The 21,353-nt window shown below is 65.3% G+C and carries 16 protein-coding genes; 10 read left to right on the top strand and 6 right to left on the bottom strand.

Features of this window, described 5'->3' with window-relative positions; translation table 11 throughout:
• Positions 1-4: 4 nt before the first annotated feature.
• A complete protein-coding gene (locus ACPW75_RS17500) occupies positions 5-2,200 on the bottom strand; it encodes a glycoside hydrolase (RefSeq protein ID WP_077096392.1) in 2,196 nt (731 codons plus the stop codon).
• Between the two features lie 332 nt (positions 2,201-2,532).
• On the opposite strand from ACPW75_RS17500, the gene ACPW75_RS17495 reads away from it, so the two are divergent.
• Entirely contained in the window at positions 2,533-3,195 is a 663-nt protein-coding gene (locus ACPW75_RS17495; RefSeq protein WP_179101429.1) for a hypothetical protein, read from the top strand.
• A gap of 20 nt (positions 3,196-3,215) precedes the next feature.
• Entirely contained in the window at positions 3,216-4,559 is a 1,344-nt protein-coding gene (locus ACPW75_RS17490; protein ID WP_077096389.1) for a zinc-dependent metalloprotease, read from the top strand.
• A gap of 97 nt (positions 4,560-4,656) precedes the next feature.
• Here the strand turns inward: ACPW75_RS17490 and ACPW75_RS17485 are convergent, their stop codons facing one another.
• The gene (locus tag ACPW75_RS17485) at positions 4,657-7,827 is read right to left on the bottom strand and encodes a S41 family peptidase (RefSeq protein ID WP_190283849.1); all 3,171 of its coding nucleotides are present in this window, start codon (positions 7,825-7,827) and stop codon (positions 4,657-4,659) included.
• Positions 7,828-8,087: 260 nt separating this feature from the next.
• Between ACPW75_RS17485 and ACPW75_RS17480 the strand changes: the two genes are divergently transcribed.
• The 6 genes from ACPW75_RS17480 (at position 8,088) to ACPW75_RS17455 (ending at position 12,826) form a co-directional block, all read left to right on the top strand.
• Positions 8,088-8,564 carry a L,D-transpeptidase family protein gene (locus tag ACPW75_RS17480; RefSeq protein ID WP_024944607.1) on the top strand — a complete coding sequence of 159 codons (477 nt, stop codon included), beginning with the start codon at positions 8,088-8,090 and terminating at the stop codon, positions 8,562-8,564.
• A gap of 150 nt (positions 8,565-8,714) precedes the next feature.
• Positions 8,715-9,434, top strand: coding sequence for an AzlC family ABC transporter permease (locus ACPW75_RS17475; RefSeq protein ID WP_011704586.1), 720 nt, complete (start codon positions 8,715-8,717; stop codon positions 9,432-9,434).
• Positions 9,435-9,436: 2 nt separating this feature from the next.
• Entirely contained in the window at positions 9,437-9,778 is a 342-nt protein-coding gene (locus tag ACPW75_RS17470; protein WP_010635181.1) for an AzlD domain-containing protein, read from the top strand.
• A gap of 116 nt (positions 9,779-9,894) precedes the next feature.
• Positions 9,895-11,421: a YjjI family glycine radical enzyme gene (locus ACPW75_RS17465; protein ID WP_077098185.1), complete on the top strand. Its 1,527-nt coding sequence runs from the start codon at positions 9,895-9,897 to the stop codon at positions 11,419-11,421.
• A gap of 37 nt (positions 11,422-11,458) precedes the next feature.
• Positions 11,459-12,310: a YjjW family glycine radical enzyme activase gene (locus tag ACPW75_RS17460; protein WP_077098187.1), complete on the top strand. Its 852-nt coding sequence runs from the start codon at positions 11,459-11,461 to the stop codon at positions 12,308-12,310.
• Positions 12,311-12,502: 192 nt separating this feature from the next.
• The gene (locus ACPW75_RS17455; protein ID WP_011704589.1) at positions 12,503-12,826 is read left to right on the top strand and encodes a DUF1820 family protein; all 324 of its coding nucleotides are present in this window, start codon (positions 12,503-12,505) and stop codon (positions 12,824-12,826) included.
• A 42-nt stretch (positions 12,827-12,868) separates the two neighbouring features.
• Here ACPW75_RS17455 and ACPW75_RS17450 read toward each other — a convergent pair whose 3' ends face one another.
• The 3 genes from ACPW75_RS17450 to ACPW75_RS17440 form a co-directional block, all read right to left on the bottom strand.
• Positions 12,869-13,792, bottom strand: a complete 924-nt coding sequence (locus ACPW75_RS17450; RefSeq protein WP_077098189.1) for a LysR family transcriptional regulator — start codon at positions 13,790-13,792, stop codon at positions 12,869-12,871.
• Positions 13,793-13,852: 60 nt separating this feature from the next.
• Positions 13,853-15,049 carry an aromatic amino acid transaminase gene (locus tag ACPW75_RS17445; RefSeq protein WP_077098191.1) on the bottom strand — a complete coding sequence of 399 codons (1,197 nt, stop codon included), beginning with the start codon at positions 15,047-15,049 and terminating at the stop codon, positions 13,853-13,855.
• Between the two features lie 168 nt (positions 15,050-15,217).
• Positions 15,218-15,493, bottom strand: coding sequence for a metal/formaldehyde-sensitive transcriptional repressor (locus ACPW75_RS17440; protein WP_005308614.1), 276 nt, complete (start codon positions 15,491-15,493; stop codon positions 15,218-15,220).
• A 71-nt stretch (positions 15,494-15,564) separates the two neighbouring features.
• Between ACPW75_RS17440 and dmeF the strand changes: the two genes are divergently transcribed.
• Entirely contained in the window at positions 15,565-16,524 is a 960-nt protein-coding gene (dmeF, locus tag ACPW75_RS17435; RefSeq protein ID WP_190283850.1) for a CDF family Co(II)/Ni(II) efflux transporter DmeF, read from the top strand.
• A 63-nt stretch (positions 16,525-16,587) separates the two neighbouring features.
• Here dmeF and ACPW75_RS17430 read toward each other — a convergent pair whose 3' ends face one another.
• Positions 16,588-16,998: a hypothetical protein gene (locus ACPW75_RS17430; protein WP_011704593.1), complete on the bottom strand. Its 411-nt coding sequence runs from the start codon at positions 16,996-16,998 to the stop codon at positions 16,588-16,590.
• A 281-nt stretch (positions 16,999-17,279) separates the two neighbouring features.
• Between ACPW75_RS17430 and pulA the strand changes: the two genes are divergently transcribed.
• Positions 17,280-21,317, top strand: coding sequence for a pullulanase-type alpha-1,6-glucosidase (pulA, locus tag ACPW75_RS17425; RefSeq protein WP_252411086.1), 4,038 nt, complete (start codon positions 17,280-17,282; stop codon positions 21,315-21,317).
• The last annotated feature ends 36 nt before the right edge of the window (positions 21,318-21,353 follow it).

Below are 21,353 nucleotides of genomic sequence, written 5' to 3'. Positions count from 1 at the left end.
GGGCTCAGCCCTGGATCTTCAGCACGCTGACCGGTTTGTCCTTGAGCGCCACCAGCAGCTGGCGGCCCGGCAGCTTGTGGCCGTCGATCATGATGGAGCTGTGGCCGAAGTTGGCCACCAGCCGGCTGCCGTCGGAGAAGCGGGTCTCCTGCACTCGGCCCACCCCGTCACGCCAGCGAAAGCCCACCAGTGCCTTGTCCCACAGCGCCTCGTGCAGCGGGCCGAACTGGCTGTCTAGCCTCACCAGCTCCGGCAGCCGGCTCGCCAGCGTGCTGCGACTCAGGTTGACCAGCGGCGGCGTGTTGTAGAGCAGGCCGAGCAGGGCGCGCTCCTCCTTGATGCCCGGGAATTTCAGATTGTCCAGCAGCCAGTGGTGGCTGTTGAGCACGGAGTCGTGGAACACCGCCTGATAGAGGGGCAGCCGATCCGCCGGGTTGAACACCGTCTTCAGGTAGCGCGGCTTGAGCCGGGCGGGCTGGAAGAAGACCTGCGGCGCCTCGTCCGGCCACCACTTGCCAAGGTAGTAGGGGGACTTGGCCTGCTTGCGCATGGCGGCATCGGTCCAGCCAAAGCCCCAGCTCTGGATGCCGTGGGCAAACAGCAGCGGCTTGCTGGTGAGGGCGTTGCCATCCTCCGAGCCCAGCACTAGCCCGAGTCGCTCACCCACCCAGCTCATGCGGGCGTTGCGGTCGGCGACCATCGCCTGGCTGCCCTGCTGGTGGGCCGGGTTGTAATCGTTGGAGGCCATGGCGGTGCCGTCCACGTCGAGGAACAGGCTGTTGATGCCGCTGGCCTTGGCCAGCTCGCTCATGCGGCTCTTGGCAAACGGCAGGGTGCAGCCGGGGTTGAGATAGACCCCCTCGCCACCAAAGCCCGGCTTGGGCTTGCCGTTGGCCTCGACGATGGCGCAGCGCTTGCCGATCTCCGGCGGCAGCTGGGCGGTGAGCCAGCTGTCGTTGGTGCCGGGCGCGATGGCGGTATCGTAAGAGTCATAGCTGCCCACCAGATAGCCCTGACGCTGGGCGGCGGTGAGGGCATAGCCCTGCTGCAGGGCCGCCGTCCATTGTGGGGTGCCGAGCCACAGCTTGCGCAGTCCCGCCTGCTGCAGCGCCTCGATCACCGGCAGCGACAGCCCCTGGCCCCAGCGCTCCTGCGCCACCAGTTGTTCACCGAACTGGCTCTTGACCCACTGCTGGCGCAGGGCCAGCACCTTGCTCTGGGCCTGCGGGCCCTGCTGGGCAGGCAGCGGCAGCTGGTCGGCAATCAGCCGGTTGAGACCCGCCATGATCAGCGCCTGCTGCCAGGGCTCTGGAGCCTTGGCGGCCAACGCCTCTTGCTCCTCGCTGTTGAAGCCTTGCAGCCACTCCGGCTTTTGCCGGAGCTTGGCCTGCAGCGCGGGCCACGCCCTCACATCTTGCCGATCGAGCAGGGCATCGCCCCACAGGTAGACATGGCTGGCGCCGATCAGCCGCCGCCCGGCGGGGATGCGGGCGACCTTGTCAGCCAGAGACTGCCAGGCCCCCTCGCTCTGCAACCACGCCCGGTAGCGGCGGGCGCCGGCCAGCCAGTCATCCCCCACGCTCAACCGCACCACCATAGGCACCTGCTGGTTGAAGCTGCTGAATTCATGGCTGGCGCTCAGTTGCAGCCGGCCTCCCTGGCGGCTGAAGCGAAGCCGGTTGTCGTAGGGGGTCTGCAGGATCCAGCTGTAGGTCTGCTTGCCGGCATCCTGGCTCCAGAGCGGCAGCTTGAGGTCGTAGTGGGTGTTGAGCTCGGCCAGCTCGTCGCCGACATAGCCGAGCCAGTCGCTGTCGCGCACCGAGAAGCGGCTGCCCTCGCCGAAGGCCAGGGAGAGGTGGGTCTGGTTTTTCGGCAGGCTGAACCAGGCCAGCTGACGGGGACTGTCGCTGACCAGCGTCAACAAGAGGTCGTCACCATCCAGCTTGACCTCCACCCTGGCGTCCTGGGCGGGCCAGTGCCAGCTGGCCTGCTGCTCCCCTTGTTGCAACTGATCGACCTGGCGGGCGGGCTGGCCCGCGCTGACCGGGATCTGGTTGACCGAGATGGCCAGGGTATCGGGATCGATGCGGTAATGCTGGGTCTCGCCCTGCAGTGTCAGGGGGGCGGCGGCCAGCGGCGCCGCCAGCAGTGAAATCAACAGCCAGCCCAGTGCTGGCGCCCGTATCGGCAAACCGTTCATGCAACATCCTTGACCTGATTGATGCCATCAGGGTACGCCGACGCCCGCCCCCCGGTACAGCCAAATCTGCTTAACCCATATGGGGTGAATGGCCTCATTCCAGCCCTTTTTGGAGCCATTTTCATGCGGCAAAAAAGCATCATTCGAACCCTCTCTCAGCCCCCGCCAGCACTGACTTGCGCGACTCATCCTGCGGGTGTGAACCTCCCGCACCCATTTTTTCGACGCCCCATATAGGGGGGTGCCAGCCTGCTCGGCGGTTTCTAGCATGCCTGCTCACTTTGAACGCAATTCATTGTTTTATAAGGATTGTTTTTGACTGGAGTATCAGTATGAAGAGAGCGAAATGGAAGCCTTGGCTGGGGTTGTGCGCCCTCTTGGCCGGGGTGATCGGCTGGTACCTGTGGCCGCACGCGGTGGCGCCCGGTCAGGCGGCGGCAGGGGATGAGGAGCGCGCGGCGGATAGCGGCCCGCTGGCGGAGCTCACGCCACTCGCCGCCATGCCTGCGCCTGTGCTCAAGCCAGCGCCGGTCGCGGCCCCCGCCAAGCCGGATCGGCTGCGGGAAGATGGCTGCCAGCAGCTGGAGACCCCCTGGCAGGCGGCCGAGGTGGATGCCGACTTTCCGCTGGCGGAGCCCGGCGATGCGGTCGAGCAGCCCCAGCCGATCGCCCTGCAGGGCAGCGATCTGGAGCGGGCCCAGGTGGGTGACAGCGTGGCCCTGCCGCTACCGGACGGCAGCACCCTGCAGGCCAGGGTGACCAAGGTTGAGCTGCAGCGGGGCGGGGAGCGCAACTGGCAAGGGGAAATTCGGGTCGACGGTGACAGCTATCCGGTCAATTTCACCGTCGGCAAGCAAGCGACTTTCGGGTTCATCGGCACGCCGCAAGGCAGTTACTCCGTCGAGACCCTGGGAGGCAAGGGTTGGGTTTACAAGAACCCGCCGCTGGATCTGGGTCATGGCGGCGATGACGCCCTGATCCCGACTCACCAATAACAACAGAAAAGGAAGATCACATGCAGAAAACCACCTTGGGGATCATGATTGCGGGATTGCTCGGGGCGACCCCGGTGCTGGCGGAAACCATCGACCTGATGGTGTTGCACAGTCCGGGGCTGGCGGCCCGCTATCAGGGGGACGCCCAGACCCGGATCCAGCACATGATCAACGTCACCAACCAGATCTATGCTGCCAGCGGCCTGGATCTGACGGTGCGGGCCGTGCACGACCAGCAGGTCAATTACCCGGATGGCGGCACCGACAAATCTGCACTCAACGCGGTGACCTACCAGCAGGATCCGGCTTTCAAGCAGGTACCGACCCTGCGCACCCGCTATGGCGCCGACATGGTGGTGCTGATGCGGCCCCAGACCGGTGACCACGGCAGCTGCGGGCTGGCCTGGGTTGGCGGTTCCGCGACCTATACCGATGGCAGCAAGGCGTATGCCGACGGGGATGTCTCCCAGGATGCCGGCAGCATGTTCAGCCATGTCACGGCCACCGGCTGTGGTGACGTGGTGCTGGCGCACGAGCTGGGTCACAACATGGGGCTCAACCACTCCCGCCTGCAGGATGGCACGGGGGGCACTTATCACTATGCGCTGGGACACGGGGTGCGGGGTTCCTTCGCCACCGTGATGGCTTATCCCTCCAGCTTCGGGGTCTACAGCCACGAGTACAAGTTCTCCAGCCCGGACCTGATCTGCAAGGGGCAGCCGTGTGGCGTGGATTATCGGGATCAGGCCAACGGTGCCGATGCGGTGCGGGCGCTGAAGGTGACAACGCCACAGATCGCCGCTTTCTATCCCACCATGGTGTCGGAAGAGCTGCCGGATCTGGGCGAGCTGGAGCGCTCCCTCGAGACCCGGCGCCAGGACCTGGCGGCGGCTCAGGAGCACTACAGCCAGCAGGTGGCGGCCAGAACCGCCCTGCAGGATCGCCAGCAGACGCTCAAGGGCAACTTTGATCGCTACCAGCGCGAGCTGAGCCAGCTGAACCAGCGCAACCGCCAGACGGTGCAGGAGATCAACCGGCTGGTGCGCGAGCACAACAGCTACAACGGCAGCTACGGCCCGCAAGAGTATCGCCGGATCCGCGCCATCCAGGCGGGCCTGAGCGCCCGCATCGATCAGCTGCACGATGAGAACAACGCCATCATTCGCCAGTCCAACGAGATCAGCCTGCGCTACCAGGCCGAGGTGAACGAGTACAACGGCAGCTGGGATCGCTACAACCAGCTGGTGGCAGCGGTGAAGAGTGCCGACGGCAAGGTGGACGAGGCGCGCCGCGAGCTGGAGCTGGCCGAGCACAGGTATCAGCTGGCGCTGGCCCGCCAGCCGGCCGAGACGCAGCCGGCCTGATGCAACAAGGGCGCCTCGCAACAGGCGGGGCGCCCTTGATGTCTGTCAGAGGAGCCGACCGGGCAAGCCCGGCCGGCTCCTCTTTTGCTGGTTGGCGTCAGTCAGCCCGTTTGGCTGCGGGTTTCGCATTCGTCGACAGCTGGGCGAGGGCGGCCTGCACTGCGGCTGCCAGCTGGGGATCGCGTCCCGCCAGCATGTCGGCCGGAGTCAGCGCCACCTGCACGTCCGGGATCAGCTCCTGATTCTCGTACAGGCTGCCGTCGGGGTTGCGCAGTCCCAGGGTCGGGATGCCGTAGGCGAGGCCCGGGATCAGCCTGGAGGTGTGGGCATACACCATGGTGCCGGTGCCCGGCACCGGCTCACCGACGATGGGGCCCACCTTGAGGGTGCGGTAGTACTGGGGAAAGGCCGATCCTTCCGAGTAGCTGCCCGCATTGACCAGCACCACCGAGGGCTTGGTCCACTGGCGGGTGGCGGCGTCCGTCTCCCCCTTGCCAAGGCGTGGCCAGCTGCGGGCCATGCCCTGGGCGCTGCCGCTGCCGGTCAGGAACTCCACCAGGGTGTTGGCCAGATAGCCCCCCTTGTTGAAGCGCACGTCGACGATCAGCGCCTCGCGGTTGCGTTGGCGACCGAGGGCGTCGGCCACCACCTCCTCATAGACGGCGCTGCTCATCTCCGGCAGATAGACGTAGCCGACCCGCCCCTGGCTCAACTGCTCCACCTGGCTGCGGCGCTTGGCGATCCAGCCGTCGAGCTGCAACTGATACTCCTGCTGCAGGTCGATGGCGGTGACCTCCAGCTGGCTGGGCTCCTTGGCCCCCTTGGGCTGCACAGTGAGCGCCAGCCGCTGGCCGGCCTGGTGGTTGAGCAGGGCATCCAGCTCGTTGAGGCTGTGCAGTTCGGTGCCGTTGACGGCCAGCAGGCGGGCTCCCGGCGCGAGATCCGTCTCCTGCTCCAGCGGGCCGCCGGCCAGCAGGGCGTCGAGCTCGACCGCCCCCTGTCGCTCGCGCCAGTAACCACCGAGGCTGGCGGTCTCGTCCGGCATGCGCAGGGAGGGGGCCGGACCGCTGCCCCAGGTGTGGGAGACATTGAGTTCGCCGGCCAGCTCCGCCAGCAGGTTGCCGAAGTCACGATCGTTGCTGATGCCGGGCAACAGGCGGCGATAGGCGGCCACATAGCCGTCCCAGTCCACCCCGTTCATGTCGGCCCGGTAGAACTCGTCCCGGGTGAGGCGGGTGATCTGGTCGAAGGCGGCGCTCATCCGATCCTGCCAGCTGGCGGTGATCAGCAGATTGAAGGGGTGGCTGCTGGCCTCGCCGGAGCGGGTATCGATGAGGGCGATTTCCCCCTCCCGCACCAGGGTGGCGAGGCTGGCATCCTGGTTGAGGCTGGCCTGCGCCGGCCCCGGCTGCTCGGCAAACAGCAGCTTGGTTTCCCCCTTGCGCAGATCCTGGGCGTAGCCCTTGATCTCGCTCTCGCCGTTGGCGCCCATCACCTCCACCAGATAGATCAGATGATCGTCGACGATGCGACTGGCGAGGATGGGGCCCTCTGGCTGCAGCTGGAGTGCCTCCCGGTGGGCCAGGCGGTCAGCTTCGAAGCCGTAACCGGCCTTGGGCGGCGCCTGTTCGGCGATGAAGTCGCTCTTGGCGGCGCGACTGCTGTAGAGACCGAGCAGACTGCCACCGAGGGGCTCGCCATCGGCACCCAGTACCCCGTACTTGGTGGATTGCCAGTAGAGGATGCCGCCGTCCTGACTCCAGGCAGGCTCGCCATCCCGATAGCCGTTGAGGCTGACGTTGACCGGCTTGGCCTTGGCATCCCGGGTATCGATGACGGCGATCTCCTGCTGGGCGGAGTCGGGCTGGATGGTCAGCGCCAGGTGACACGAATCGGGGGCAAAGGCCAGCTCCACCGCGTGACGGGAGGGATTGAACTCGGCGGCGACCAGCTGGCGCTGCTTGCCGCTGGCCAGATCCAGCAGATGGACGGCCTGGCCGTCCACCACGAAGGCGAGCTGTTTGCCGTCGGGGGAGAGGGTCGGCACGCTGATGGCGGCGCCCGGAATGGCCAGCAGTTTCTCCTCGGTCAGGGGGCCGGGGTCGCTGAACAGCTTGTCCGGCTGCCCCTTCTTGAGGCGGTACAGCGCCGCCGGCCCCTCCTGTTCGGAGAGGTAGATGAGCTCCTGCTCTTTATCCAGATAGCGCGGTGCCGACTGCTCGCTGGGGTGGCGGGTGAGCTGGCGTACCCGCTCGCGCCGGGTATCGACCGCGTAGAGATCCCCCTGGCTGACCAGGATCACCTCTTCCCCATCCTGGCGGGCGATGGCCTCGTCGACGGGGCCGGGCTGCCAGCTCTGCTCGGCCGGTACCTTGGCGAACAGCGGCTGGATGACGAGCTTGCGCGGGGTGTCGCTGCCGGCATCGAGGCGGTAGAGCTCCCCCTGCCAGGACCAGACCAGATCCCCCTGGCGGGAGGCAGAGAGGCCGCGCACCGGATGGCCCTTGAAGTGGGTGAGCTGGCGATCCTGGCCGCTGGCCAGATCCCGTTGCCAGACGTTGAAATCGCCGCTGCGCTCGCTCAGGTAGTAGAGCTGCTTGCCCTGCTCGTCCCAGACCGGATCGCTGGCGGCCACCCTGTCTTCAGTCAGCTGGCGATGCTGTTTGCCGTCGAACAGCCACAGACGGGAGACCGCGAACGAGTGCTGGTGCTTGCGAAACGGCTGATCCATGCCCGGCATCTGGTAGGCCAGCTGGTTGCCGTGGGGGCGGGCCAGGGTGGCGGGCAGGGGCTGGGCCGGGGTCAGCGGGCCGCCGGCAACCGGCGTCCAGTAGAGGTTGCCGGCCTGATAGCCTTCTGCCACGAAGTGATCGGCGTCGGGGTCGGTGAGGCGCTGGCTGCTCAGCAGCAGCTGCGTGCCGTCGGCGCTGAAGGCCTGGGGCAGGTCGGGGCGCGAATCCCGGGTCAGCCGCACCATCTCGCCACCGTGGCTCGGCACCACGAACACGTCCTCGTTGCCGTAGATATTGGCGGCAAAGGCTATGAGCTTGCCATCCGGCGACCAGAGCGGGCGCTGGCTCAGGTAGTTACCATCGGTGAGGGGCACGGCGGGGCCGCCATCCCCCGCGCTCAGGTAGACGCGGCCCTGCCAGGTGAAGGCAAGCTGCTTGCCGTCGGGGGAGAGGGCGGGCTCGCGCAGCCAGAGCGGCTCGGCCGCCTTCAGGGAGGAGCAGAGCAGCAGGAGCAGCAGGGAGAGTCGGTATCGCATCGTGAGGTTCCTGAGAGGTGAAAAGCGCCTTATCTTCCCCCAATGTCCCGCCCGGGACTATCCCAAGATAGGGGGGTTATCCCGTTGTTTTGGCAGTTAATTGTAACAATCTATAAAAGATGGTGCGGGATATGTTTCTCTGGATATATTGAGTATTGATGGCGATCCAATATGATGGCGCTCGCCCGCCACACGAGGCGGTGCAGTTCAGATGATTTGGTAACAGAAAAGCCCTTACCAGAGGCTTGCCGAGGGATGGAATGAGAGCCGTATTACTGTGTTTGCTGGGGCTGTGGCCCGCATTGAGTTTTGCCACCCTGTCCGCCGATATGGTGGTGGTGAAGAAATCGAGTTATAGCCTGACCCTGATGAAGGATGGCAAGGAGGTCAAACGCTACTGGATCGCTCTGGGTCCGGCTCCCAAGGGGCACAAGCAGCGGGAAGGGGATCAGCGCACGCCGGAAGGCCGTTACATCCTCGACTACAAGAAGACCAACTCCAACTATTACAAGGCCATCCACATCAACTACCCGAATCTGGACGACATCAAGGCGGCCAACGAGATGGGTGTGCGACCGGGTGGCATGATCATGATCCACGGTCAGCGCAACAGCATAGGCAACACCCGCCTGCAGCCGTCCAACTGGACCAATGGCTGCATCGCCATGCTCAACAAGGATCTGGACGAAGTGTGGAACGCCATCGAACCCGGCACCCCCATCGTCATTCAGCCCTGACTCTCTGCAGTGCGCCACCTCCGGGTGGCGTTCTGTTTTTTGGCTCCCCCTGTTCTGACTCCACCCTCTCTTTACCCGCAGCCTCTTGGTATCCGTCCTCGTGCTGTGCTAGTTTTTCCGGCTCGCCGTGGACGCAACAAGGATGATCCCATGCCATCAGCAACCTGCTCCCGGCCCGTCGGGGCCGAGAGTACCCGCGCGCTCTGGTGGCGCGCTTCCATCGATATTCTGCCGCTCTCCGTCTCGGTGATCCCCTGGGGGATCCTGTGCGGCGCCCTGGCGCTGCAGGTGGGGCTGAGCCCGCTGCAGGCCCAGCTGATGTCGCTGCTGGTCTATGCCGGCGCCGCCCAGCTCTCGGCCACCACCCTGTTCGGGGCGGGGACGCCACTGCTGCCGATCATGGGTTCCACCTTCGTCATCACCTCCCAGCACCTGCTCTACGGCTTCACCTTTCGCCGCGACGTGCTGCCGCTCTCCCTGCGCTGGCGCGCCAGTCTGGCCTTCTTCCTGACCGACGAGATGTTCGCGGTGGCGCTCAAAGACCGGGAGCGCAGCGGCCGTTTCGATCCGGCCTATGCGCTCATCGCCGGCTTCGTCTTCTATCTGTTCTGGAATGCGGCGACCCTGCTCGGCATCGCCGCCGGCCAGTACATCGACGGACTGGATCAGATGGGGCTGGACTTCGCTATCGCCGCCACCTTCATCGCCATGACCATTCCCGCCATGAAGAACCTGCCCATGGTGGCGGCCACCCTGGTGAGCGGTGCCATGGCGCTGCTCACCAAGCCGCTGCTGGCGGAGGTCTACATCATCATCTCGGCGCTCTCCGGCATGCTGGTGGGTTATGTGCTGCACCGGATGAGGAGGTAATCATGAGCTGGCTGATGATAGGCCTGCTGGCCCTGATCACCTTCTTCAACCGCTTCGCCTTCTTCTCGCGGCTGACCCGCTATCAGCCGGGCGCCGAGATGGGAGCCTTCCTCAGCTTCTCGGCCCAGTCGGTGCTGACCGCCATCTGGCTGCCCATCGTCTTCAGCTATCAGCCTGGCACTGGGCTGAGCTGGGATCCGGACTACCTGGTCGCCACCCTGCTGGTGACGGCGCTGACCCTGCTGCGGCTGCCGACCCTGCTGGTGGTGGTGGTCGGCATGGGGGGCTTCTTCCTGCTGCGCTGGCAGGGGGGCGTGGCACAACTGCTGCCCTGGCTGGGCTAGGCCCGTGATCTTGCATGGCGGATGTCTTTATCGGATATCCGCCATGTTGTGAATGTCACTTCAAAAAACACCTCTCAAGTGTGAGGATTTAGCTCCCATCTGTCGAGGAGCGAGCCATGTCCTTCACCGAAACCTGCCAGCGCATCGTGCGCGATCCCCTGCTGTCACCGGCCCAGAAGAGCCATGCCCTGGCGCTGGCCGCCGAAAATGCGCTGCCCTATCCCGAGCTGCCCGCCGAGGTGAGCGAGGCGATGGCCAAGGGCTTTGTCTGCGACATGTTCGAGGGGCACGCCCCCTACAAGCCGCGCTATGTGCTGCCGGATTACGAGAAGTTTCTGCGTCAGGGCTCGGCCTGGCTGGAGCTGGCACCGCCGCAGGATTTCGACGAGGCGCTCGATGCCCTGCGCATCCTCTACCACCACGTGCCCTCCGTCACCGGCATGCCGGTCTGGCTGGGCCGGCTCGATCACCTGCTGCTGCCCTTCGTCGGTGAGCTGGATGACGAGGCCCTCTATCGCAAGCTGAAGGGGTTCTGGATCTACCTGGACCGGGTGCTGCCGGATGCCTTCATGCACGTCAACATAGGCCCGGATGACAACCGGCTCTGCCGCCTGATCCTGCGCATCGACGGCGATCTCAAGCAGGTGGCCCCCAACCTCACCCTGTTCCACGATCCGGCACAGACCCCGGACAGCCTGCTGCTGCTGGGGGTGAAGAACATCGCGGCCTGCAGCAAGCCCCACATCGCCAACTACCCGCTGCATCGCAACACCTTCGATGAGCGCGGCTTCGGCATCGTCAGCTGCTACAACGCCCTGCCCCAGGCGGGTGGCGCCAACACCCTGGTGCGGGTCTCCCTCAAGCGGGTGGCCGAGCAGGCCCACGGTATCGACGACTTCCTGGGCTGCCTGCTGCCCCACTACTGCCGCCTCGCCTCCCGCCTGATCGAGGCGCGTGCCGCCTTCCTGCACCAGGAGTCCGGCTTCTTCGACAGTTTCCTGGTGCAGGAGGGGCTGCTGGAAGAGGATCGCTTTGTGCCCATGTTCGGCATCTACGGCATGGCCGAGGCGGTCAACCTTCTGATGGACAAGGAGAATCTGCCGGAGCGCTACGGCCGTGATGAAGAGGCGAACCAGCTGGGCTACCGTATCTCGGCCCAGCTTGCTCGCCACGTGAGCGAAACGCCGCAATGCCACGCCTGGGGCGGCCGCGCCCTGCTCCACTCCCAGGGCGGGCTCAGCGTGGATCGCGAGGTGACCCCCGGGGTGCGCATCCCCTATGGCGAGGAGCCGGATCCCGCCAGCCACATGCTGGCGCTGGCGCCCCACCACGGCTTCTATCACTCCGGGATCAGCGAGATCCTCACCCTGGATCCCACCATCCGCCAGAACCCGCAGGCGCTGCTGCAGCTCTGCAAGGGGGCGCTCGCCATCGGCATGCGCGAGTTCACCGCCAATGTGGCGGACAGCGATCTGGTGCGGGTGACCGGCTACATGATCCGCAAGAGCGACGTGGCCCGTTTCGCGGCCGAGGGCTCGCGGCTGCAGACTACCTGCCTTGGCGCCGAGGCGAGCGAACTGACCGGGATCCGCCAACGGGCACCGCGGGTGGTGGGGCGCGAGGCGACCCTGTGTGACTACTGAGTGCGGCAGGCGGGCAGGGGCGGCGCGCACCGCGACGGTGAGCCGCTGGCTGCCCTTCTCCTGCGTGGACGGCCCCGGCAACCGGCTGGTGCTGTTTCTGCAGGGCTGCAACTTCGCCTGTCCCGGCTGTCATAACCCGCACACCATCGGCCTCTGCGATCACTGCGGTGACTGCGTGCCCGGCTGCCCGAGCGGGGCGCTGACCCTGCACGAGGGGCGGGTGAGCTGGCAGGCGGCGCGCTGCACCGACTGCGATGCCTGTCTCGATGTCTGCCCCCGCAGCGCGAGCCCCAAGACCGCCACCATGACGGTGGCCGAGGTGCTGGCCCTGCTGCGCCGCTACGGCCCGCTGCTGACCGGCATTACCGTCTCCGGCGGTGAGGCCACCACCCAGCTGCCGTTCGTGATTGCGCTGTTCACGGCCATCAAGGGGGCACCGGATCTGGCCCATCTCGGCTGCCTGCTCGACAGCAACGGTTCGCTCGCCGAGGCCGGCTGGCAACGGCTGCTGCCGGTGCTGGACGGCGCCATGATCGATCTCAAGGGGTGGGGCGACTCTGTGCATCACACGCTGACCGGCTATGGCCGTGAGCGGGTGCTGGCCTCGCTCACCCTGCTGGCGCAGGCGGGCAAGCTGGCGGAGGTACGCCTGCTGCAGGTGCCGGGGCAGAGCGATTATCTCGCTGCCGACGGCACGCTGGAGGGCGGGCTCGCCGCCTTCTTGCGCGCCCTCGGGCCCGTGCCCATCCGCCTCAACGGCTTTCGCCATCACGGGGTGCGCGGGGCAGCGCAGGACTGGCCAGAGGCGACGCGAGAGGAGCTGGAGCAGCTGGCCGCTGCGCTGGCGGTAGCCGGGCTCGGCCCGGTCAGCCTGCCGCCACTACTCTGAATAGCCGGATGCTAATCAGCTGATCGCAAAGGGATTTACTACTACAAGGCAAGATTGGACGGCGAACCGAGCGGTTTGGCGTGGCTTTTTTGCTGCCTGAGTCTTGAGATGACGTAACTGTGATTGCTGTCTATTTGAGCTCTGCGAGGTGGCGGCTAGAATGGGTCAATCGCCCACCATCAACAGACGAACATGAGTGAATCCAACGCCTTATATCGAGTGCAGTTCATTTGTCACAACGAGCGTTACGAAGTCTATGTCAGGGAAGTGAGCCAGGGTCAGCTGTTCGGCTTCATCGAGATCGCCAACTTCGTGTGGGACAACCACACGGCGCTCATCGTCGACCCCAGCCACGAGAAGTTGAAGAGTGAATTTGCCGACGTCAATCGCACCATGATCCCCATGCACCACGTGCTGCGGGTCGATCAGGTGCGCAAGCAGGGGGCCGCCCGCATCACCGAACTGGGCAACAACGTCTCTCCCTTCCCCAGCCCCATCTACACCAAGAAACCCTGACACCCGCCATGCCCGGCCGGCGTGTGCCGGGCAGGGTCGTCCTTATCTCAGCTCGCGGGCCAGTTGCAGGATGCGCTGGCGGAACCAGCGCCGGGCCGGCTCTTCTCCGGCCGGGCCGTACCACACCAGGCTGTGGGTGACGGCACCGTAATCGAAGGGAACCGGCCTGCTCACCAGAGCGTGGGGGGCCGCCTGCTCGGCCCAGCCACCGATGGCGGTGAGGATCAGATCGCTCTGGCGCAGCAGGGCTGCCGCACTGCCAAAATCCGGCAGGATGGCGGCAATCTGCCGGCGCACCTGCAACTGGGCCAGGCTCTGTTCGAAGAAGGGGTTGGCCAGCTCCTGATCGCGAATGGCGATATGGCGCCAGCTCAGGTAGGCATCGAGATCCCAGGATCGCGCCAGCGCCGGGTGATCCGCGCGCAGCAGGCAGACCAGCTTGTCCTCGCGCAGGGTCTCCCACACCAGCCCTTGCTGGCGGGGCAGGGGCTGGCTCTGATCGTGGGGCAGGATCACGAAGTCCAGCTTGCCCGCCGCCAGCGCCGCCAGCCCCTGTTCATCCTTGTTGCGAATGTCGGGCACCAGGCCCGGCACCTCGCGCATCAGCTGCGCCAGGATGGGCCCCATGGGCCAGACCATGCCGCTCTCGCGCAGGGCAAATTTCAGCTGCCCCTGCCAGCTGGCGGGATCGAACCCGCCCTGGCCGGTGAGGCCGTTCAGCTCGCTCAGCAGCCGGTGCAGGGTGGGGCCGAGCCGCTCGGCGAACGGGGTCAGCAGCAGCTGGTTGCCCTGGCGGTAGAGCAGTTGATCGCCGAGCAGATCCCGCAACTGGTTGAGGGTCTTGCTGACGGTGGAGGGGGTGGTGCAGAGCCGCTCGGCGGTGCGGGTGACGCTCTGGCTGTCGAGCAGCAGGTGCAGGGTAACCAGATGACGACCGCCGAGGCGGGAGAGGGCAATGAGATCCATAACGGTTCCACGAGCAAACGGGACAAACAAAAAGCCCCGCCTGAGCGGGGCTTGCGGGGATCAGCCCTTGAGCACGGCGGCCATGGCGTCGGCCACGTAGTCGACGTTGCGGCTGTTGAGGCCCGCCACGCACATGCGGCCGGAGCGCACCAGGTAGACGGCGAACTCCTCGCGCAGGCGGTCCACCTGCTCCGGGGTGAAGCCGGTGTAGCTGAACATGCCGCGCTGGTTGATGAAGTAGCTGAAGTCGCGGCCCGGCACCTTGGCGCTCAGCACCTCGAACAGCTTCTCGCGCATCGCCTTGATGCGGGTGCGCATCTCGGTCACCTCACCGACCCACATGGCGTGCAGCTCGGGTTGGCTCATCACCGCCGCAGTGATCTGGCCGCCGTGGGTGGGGGGGCTGGAGTAGTTGCGGCGCACGGTGGCCTTCATCTGGCCCAGCACCCGGCTCGCCTCTTCGGCATCCTGGCAGATGACCGACAGGCCGCCACAGCGCTCGCCGTAGAAGGAGAGGTTCTTGGAGAAGGAGTTGCTGACGAAGAAGCTGACGCCGGCGGCCACCATGGCGCGAATGGCGTAGGCATCCTCTTCCAGCCCGTCGCCGAAGCCCTGATAGGCGATGTCCATAAAGGGGATCAGGTTCTTCTCGACCACCAGCGCGATCACCTGGTCCCACTGGGCACGGGAGAGATCCACTCCGGTCGGGTTGTGGCAGCAGGGGTGCAGCAGCACGATGCTTTTCGCCGGCAGGCTGCTCAGGCAGTCGATCATGGCGTCAAACTGCACGCCGCCGGTGGCTGCATCGTAGTAGGGGTAGTCGTGCACCTTGATGCCTGCGCCCTCGAACATCGCCTTGTGGTTGTCCCAGGTGGGATTGCTGACCCACACCTCGGAGGTCGGGAAGTAGCGCTTGAGCAGATCGGCGCCGATCTTCAGGGCGCCCGAGCCGCCGATGGTCTGGATGGTGGCGATGCGACCCGCCTTGACCGCTTCGTGGTCGGCGCCAAACAGCAGGTGCTGCACCGCGGTGCGGTAGTTGGCGGCGCCTTCCATCGGCTGGTAGGGGCGCGGGGCCGGGGCGGCGGCGCGCTGGGCTTCGGCCTGCTGTACCGAGGCCAGCAGCGGAATGCGGCCCTGCTCGTCGTAATAGAGGCCGATCCCCAGGTTCACCTTCTGCTCGCGGGTGTCTTTGTGGAAGGTCTCGACCAGGGTCAGGATGGGGTCGCCAGCATAGGCATCGACGTGTTCAAACATGGGGGGTCCTTGCGAAATGGAATCCAGGGTATGGCGATCAATGATCGGCGGTCATCATGGCGTAAAGCCGGCGAGGGCTCAAGTCTGAAAGGGGTGGGGCCGTGGGGCCGACGCCGCCCAGCCGTAAACGGGATGATGTGGGGTTACGCATGGTCCCATCCACCGGCCCTACTTCAGATAGGATCGCAATACCCGCACCACCTGATCCAGATCCTCCAGCCGCTCGGCCGGGGTCGCCTCTTCGGCGCCGAGATGCTCGCGCATGTGGCCCTCCAGCACTTCCAGCATCAGGCCGTTGACGGCGCCGCGAATGGCCGCGATCTGCTGCAAGATGGCGGCGCAGTCGCTCTCCTGCTCCAGCGCGCTCTCCAGTGCCCCTGCCTGTCCCTTGATGCGGCGCACCCGCGCCAGCAGCTTCTTCTTGCCGTGAATGGTGTGTGACATGCAAGATCCTCTCGATCAATAAAACTATACTGGGGTATAGTATATTGCATTGTCGTCCTCAGGAGAAATCCATGTCATCCCTCGCCTCATCCCACTGCCACCAACCCGTCGTCCACGAAGGGAATCCGCTGGCCGAACAGAAGACCCGCTGGGCCGTGCTGCTGACCGTCATCATGATGGTGGCGGAGATCGGCGGCGGCTGGTTCTACAACTCCATGGCGCTGCTGGCCGACGGCTGGCACATGAGCTCTCATGCGCTGGCGCTCGGCCTGTCGGTGCTGGCCTACCGCGCCGCCCGCCACTTCGCCCGTGACCACAGATTCAGCTTCGGCACCTGGAAGATCGAGGTGCTGGGTGGCTTTACCAGCGCCCTCTTGCTGGTGGGGGTGGCCGGCATGATGCTGTTCGAATCGGTGTTCCGGCTGCTGGATCCCAGCCCGATCCACTACCAGCAGGCCATCGTCATCGCCATCGTCGGCCTGCTGGTGAACCTGGCCTGCGCCTGGCTGCTCAAGGATGATCACGGTCATCACCATGGGCACGGTCACGACCACCATCATGATCATCACGACCACGCTCACCCGCACGATCATGGCCAGCATCACGGCCATCAGGATCTCAACCTGCGCGCCGCCTACATTCACGTGCTGGCGGATGCGGCCACCTCGGTGCTGGCCATTCTGGCGCTGGTGGGGGGCATGCTGTGGGGGGCCGACTGGCTGGATCCCCTGATGGGCATAGTGGGGGCCGGGCTGGTGGCGGTGTGGGCCTGGGGCCTGCTGCGCGACTCCGGCCGGGTGCTGCTGGATGCCGAGATGGACGCGCCGCTGGTGGCGGAGATCCGTGAGGTGATCGCCGAGTTGCCGGACGCCGAAGTGCGCGATCTGCACGTCTGGCGGGTGGGCCAGCAGCAGTATGCCTGCGTGCTCTCCCTGTTGATGGAGGCGCCGGTTGCCGCCAGCGAGATCCGCGCGCGGCTCGCCATCCACGAGGAGCTGGTGCACGTCACCATCGAGGTGAGCGCGTCCTGATCCTGGCCGGTTGGCCGCACGCAACAGCAGGAAGGGGCCAAGGCCCCTTCCTGTTTTTCTGGCTCAGTGCGGCTGGCCCTGCACATCCTCCGGTTTGTGCTGCCAGATGGCGCCGAGCAGCAGCTTGAGCAGCAGCTCGGGCGGGTTGTCCAGCAGCCGGCCCGACTCCAGCAGCAGGTGGCCATCGGCCCGAAAGCCGAGGCTGGCGTGGATGGTGCCCTCCTCGCCGCACACCTGGATCAGCCCGCTCAAGCTGCCGCGCTCTCCCGGCTGGCAGCGCAGCCGCAGCTCGCGTGGCTCCCCCAGCAGGGTGAAGGCTCGGGCGAGGGGCGGGGTATCCTCATAATCCGGCCAGTTGAAGAAGTGGTACTGCTCGGCGAGCGTCCCCGCCTGCTGACAAAATTGGTCAAACAATTGGGCAATCTCTTGATACTCCTGGTCCAGCCGTCTGGCCTGCTCTTCAATCCGCTTCATCTGTCGTGGCTCCCTCTCTCTTGCCGTATCCACTTATCCATTTGATCGGAAATCAATTTTTCCAGACATCATGGCTCTGCCCGCAGGTATGTGCCGAATCGGGCGGCAGGTCTGTGAGCCCGATCCGATTTTCGTTATGAAAACGTTATCTTGTTGAAAGCGGTTAACTTTTTTGCCCCCCTGCTCACATTTGAAACGATTTCTGCTGATTAATATGGCACCGCTCGGCAATGACCGGGTACTCGGATATCGAGACTAACTACAGCGGGAATTATAAAAAAATGGATATGAAAAAGACCAAAGTGGCGCTGGTAACAGCCTCACTGCTCGCGCTTTTGTCCGGCTGCAATGACAACAGCTCCTCCCCCTCCACCCCTGACCCCACGGACGGCCCCGTCGCCCGTCTGCCCAATGTGCAACCCCCTGCCGAGCAACTGGTGGCCGGGCCCGATCAGGCGGTGATCGCCCTGGTGGATACCCAGACCAGTGCGGCCCGCGGGGTCACTGGCCCCTTCGCCAACTACAGCCTGCACCTGTGGAACAACGACGCCTGCAGCGCCACCGCCGAGAGCGGCCTCAACGCAGGCTGGGATGACAAGGTCAACACCCCGGCCGCGGCTGACGGCTTCGGCCCGAGCTGGGTGGTGCCCCTCAGCAAGCTGGAAGGCTGCATCAACTTCATCGCCCGCAACGGCGATCTGGCCAACCTGACCGGCAGCGACATGAAGGTGGTCTTCAGCGATCACCCGGACCGCACCGTGGCCATCGTCGCCGGCAAGAACGAGATCTTCGGCAGCCGCGCCGAGGCCTTCACCGCCGCCTTCGGCGTGGCGGGCGCCAGTGCCCACCTGATCGACGGCAACACCCTGATCTGGCAGGGGGGCAAGGACAAGCCCCATGTGCGCCTCTATTACACCGAGTCCGGCACCATCAAGGCCAACGCGGAAGGGGTGTTCGACTTCCCCTACATCACCCTGACTCCGACCAGCCTGACCGCCGAGCAACAGGCCAAGTATCCGCATCTGAAGGATGCCGCCGCCTTCGCCCTGCCGGCTGGCAAGGATCTCAAACCGCTGCTCAAGGGTGAGCTGGTGGCCATCGGCACCGATGCCGACGGCATTCTGCAGGGGGCGACCCTGGTGCAGAGCGCCGGTGCCCTCGATGCCCTCTACAGCGAAGCGGCCACCAAGCTGACTTATGGCGCCGTGGTCGAGGGGGGCAATGTCACTTTCCGGCTGTGGGCGCCGACCGCCAAGTCGGTCAAGCTGGCGCTGTTCGACGGCCAACACAAGCCGCTCGGCGAGCGCACCATGACCCTGGACGAGGCCAGCGGCAGCTGGAGCGTGCAGGGCGGCAGCGAGCTGGTGGGCAAGTTCTACCGCTACGACATCCAGGTCTATCACCCGGTCAGCCGCAAGCTGGAATCCTATCAGGTGACCGACCCCTACTCCCTGAGCCTGGCGATGAACTCCGAGTTCAGCCAGGTGGTGGATCTCAACGATCCGGCCCTCAAGCCGGAAGGGTGGGACAGCCTGAAGGCGCCCCACAGCCAGCAGAACCCGGCCGACATCACCATCTATGAGGCCCATGTCCGCGATCTGACCGGCAACGACGACTCCACCCCGGCCGAGCACCGCGGCAAGTTCCTCGGCCTGACCGATACCGACACGGCGCCGGTCAAGCACCTGCAGGCACTGGCCAAGAGCGGCGTCAGCCACCTGCACCTGCTGCCGGTGTTCGACATCGCCACCGTCAACGAGGATCCGGCCAAGGTCGCCAACATCAGCGACGACTTCGGCAAGCTGTGCCAGGTCAACCCCGAGGTGCAGAACTCCAAGTTCGCCGGCTACTGCAGCAGCGGGCAGACCATTGAGGCCGTGCTCGGCGATCTGCAAGGAAGCGACAGCAAGGAGAACCCGCAGGTGCAGGAGCTCTACGGCTATCTGCGTGGTGTCGACTCCTTCAACTGGGGCTATGACCCCTACCACTACACCACCCCGGAAGGCTCCTACGCCACCAATGCCGAGGGCAGCCAGCGCATCCTGGAGTTCCGCGAAATGGTCAAGGCCATCAAGCAGAACATCGGCATGAACGTGGTGATGGACGTGGTCTACAACCACACCAACGAGGCGGGCCTGGGGCCCAAGTCGGTGCTCGACAAGATAGTGCCCTGGTACTATCAGCGCCTCAATCCGGAGACCGGCTCGGTGGAGAACTCCACCTGCTGCTCCAACACGGCGCCGGAACACGCCATGTTCGCCAAGCTGATGGATGACTCCCTGGTCACCTGGGCCCGCGACTACAAGATCGACGCCTTCCGCTTCGACCTGATGGGCCATCACCCGAAAGATCAGATGGTGCAGGCGCTGGCCGCGGTGAAGAAGGTCAACCCCGAGATGTACTTCTACGGCGAGGGCTGGAACTTCGGCGAGGTGCAGGATGACAAGCGCTTCGTGCAGGCGACCCAGAAACACCTGGCCGGCACCGGCATCGGCTCCTTCTCCGACCGGCTGCGGGATGCGGTGCGCGGCGGCAGTCCGTTCGACGGCGGCGACACCATTCGCAAGACCCAGGGCTTTGGCAACGGCGCCCTGGTGGATGCCAACGAGATGGATGGCGTCGATCGCGCCACTGCCCTGCATCAGGCCGATCTGGTGCGCCTCGGCATGGCCGGCAACCTCAAGGACTTCATCCTGACCGACAAGGACGGGATGCCGAAGAAGGGCTCCGACATCGACTACAACGGTCAACCGGCGGGCTATGCCCAGGATCCGACCGAAATCCAGAACTACGTCGACAAGCACGACAACCAGACCCTGTTCGACAACCTGATCTACAAGGCGCCGCAAGGGGCCGATCTGGTGCGGATGCAGGGGGTGTCGCTGGCCACCGCCATGCTGGGGCAGGGCATTCCCTTCACCCACGCCGGTGTCGAGCTGCTGCGCTCCAAATCCATGGAGCGGGACAGCTACGACTCGGGTGACTGGTACAACCGGGTCGACTACGGCTTAAATGACAATAATTTCGACAAGGGGCTGCCGCGCAAGGACAAGGATGGCGACAACTATCCGCTGATCGAGCAGGTGCTCGGCAAGCACGTCAAACCGAGCGGTGCCGACATGGCGACCATGGTGGGCTTCTATCAGGAGCTGGCCGAGCTGCGTCAATCCTCCCGTCTGCTGCGTCTGGGCAGCGGCGCCGAGGTGATCAAGCGGGTCGACTTCCGTAATACCGGCCCGGATCAGGAGCCCGGCCTCATCGTGATGACGGTGGATGACGGCGTCAATGCGGGTGCGGATCTGGATCCGGCCATCGACGGTCTGGTGGTGATGATCAACGCCACCAATGCTCCCCAGAGCGTCAGCGACTTCCGTGATGGCAACGATCAGCCCATCGACCTGACCAGCCTGCAGTTGAGCCCGGCCCACCACGGCGGCGAGAGCATCGCCCGCGATGCGGCCGTCAATGGCGGTACCCTGACCCTGGGGGCCTGGTCGGCGGCGGTGTTCGTCAAGCCGCAGAGCGGTGCCCAGGGCACTGGCCTGCCGGTCGGCAAGAAGACTGATCTGAGCACGGTACCGCCGTTTGGTGATACCGCCGTCTATCTGAAGGGGTTCCTCAATGAGTGGGGCAACACCAACCAGATGACCTTCAGCAGCAACTTCATGTACGAGTTCACCACCGAGGTGAGCAGCGACAAGCTGGGCACCACCAACGTCAAGATCGCGGATGCCAGCTGGGGTCCCCTCAACTACGGCAGCTGCAATGCGGGTGACAAGCTGGTGGTCGGCACCCCGCTGACCCTTTGCAAGGGCGGCGATACCGGCAACATCGGGCTCGATCTGGCCAAGGCGGGCAGCTACAAGTTCGTGTTTACCGCCATGAACAAGGACAAGCCCACCCTGAGCGTCAGCTTCACCGAGCCGGTGCAGAGCTGCAAGGTGCTGGACACGGTGGCGGGCAATCCGCTCGGCTACAACCTGTTCGTCAAGGGCGAGCTCTCCGGCTGGGCCGCTCAGCCCCAGTACCAGTTGAGCTACAAGGGGATGGACGGCGATCTGGCCATCTATCAGGCGGCCTTCAACTACACCGGCAGCACCGAGTTCAAGGTGGCCAACGAGGACTGGAGCAAGGAGTACCTGCTCAACGGCGGCGGCGCGGTGACGGCGGAGACGGGTTATGCCATCGGCTTCTCCCAGCCGGGCAGCGCCAACAACAGCATCACCTTGCCGCAGGGGCTGTGGAGCGTGCAGGTGAAGGTTGACCCGGCCGGCACCAAGGCCGGTACCGCGGTGATCCAGGAGTGCAGCGCCAAGTAGTCATTCCCATCGAGCCCGGGGCTGGCTCGGCACCCC

The organism is Aeromonas sp. FL131 (assembly GCF_049860615.1).
Classification (GTDB): Bacteria; Pseudomonadota; Gammaproteobacteria; order Enterobacterales; family Aeromonadaceae; genus Aeromonas; species Aeromonas hydrophila.
Note: the sequence above shows the minus strand (reverse complement) of the source record. Positions and strands in the feature narration are given on the sequence as shown.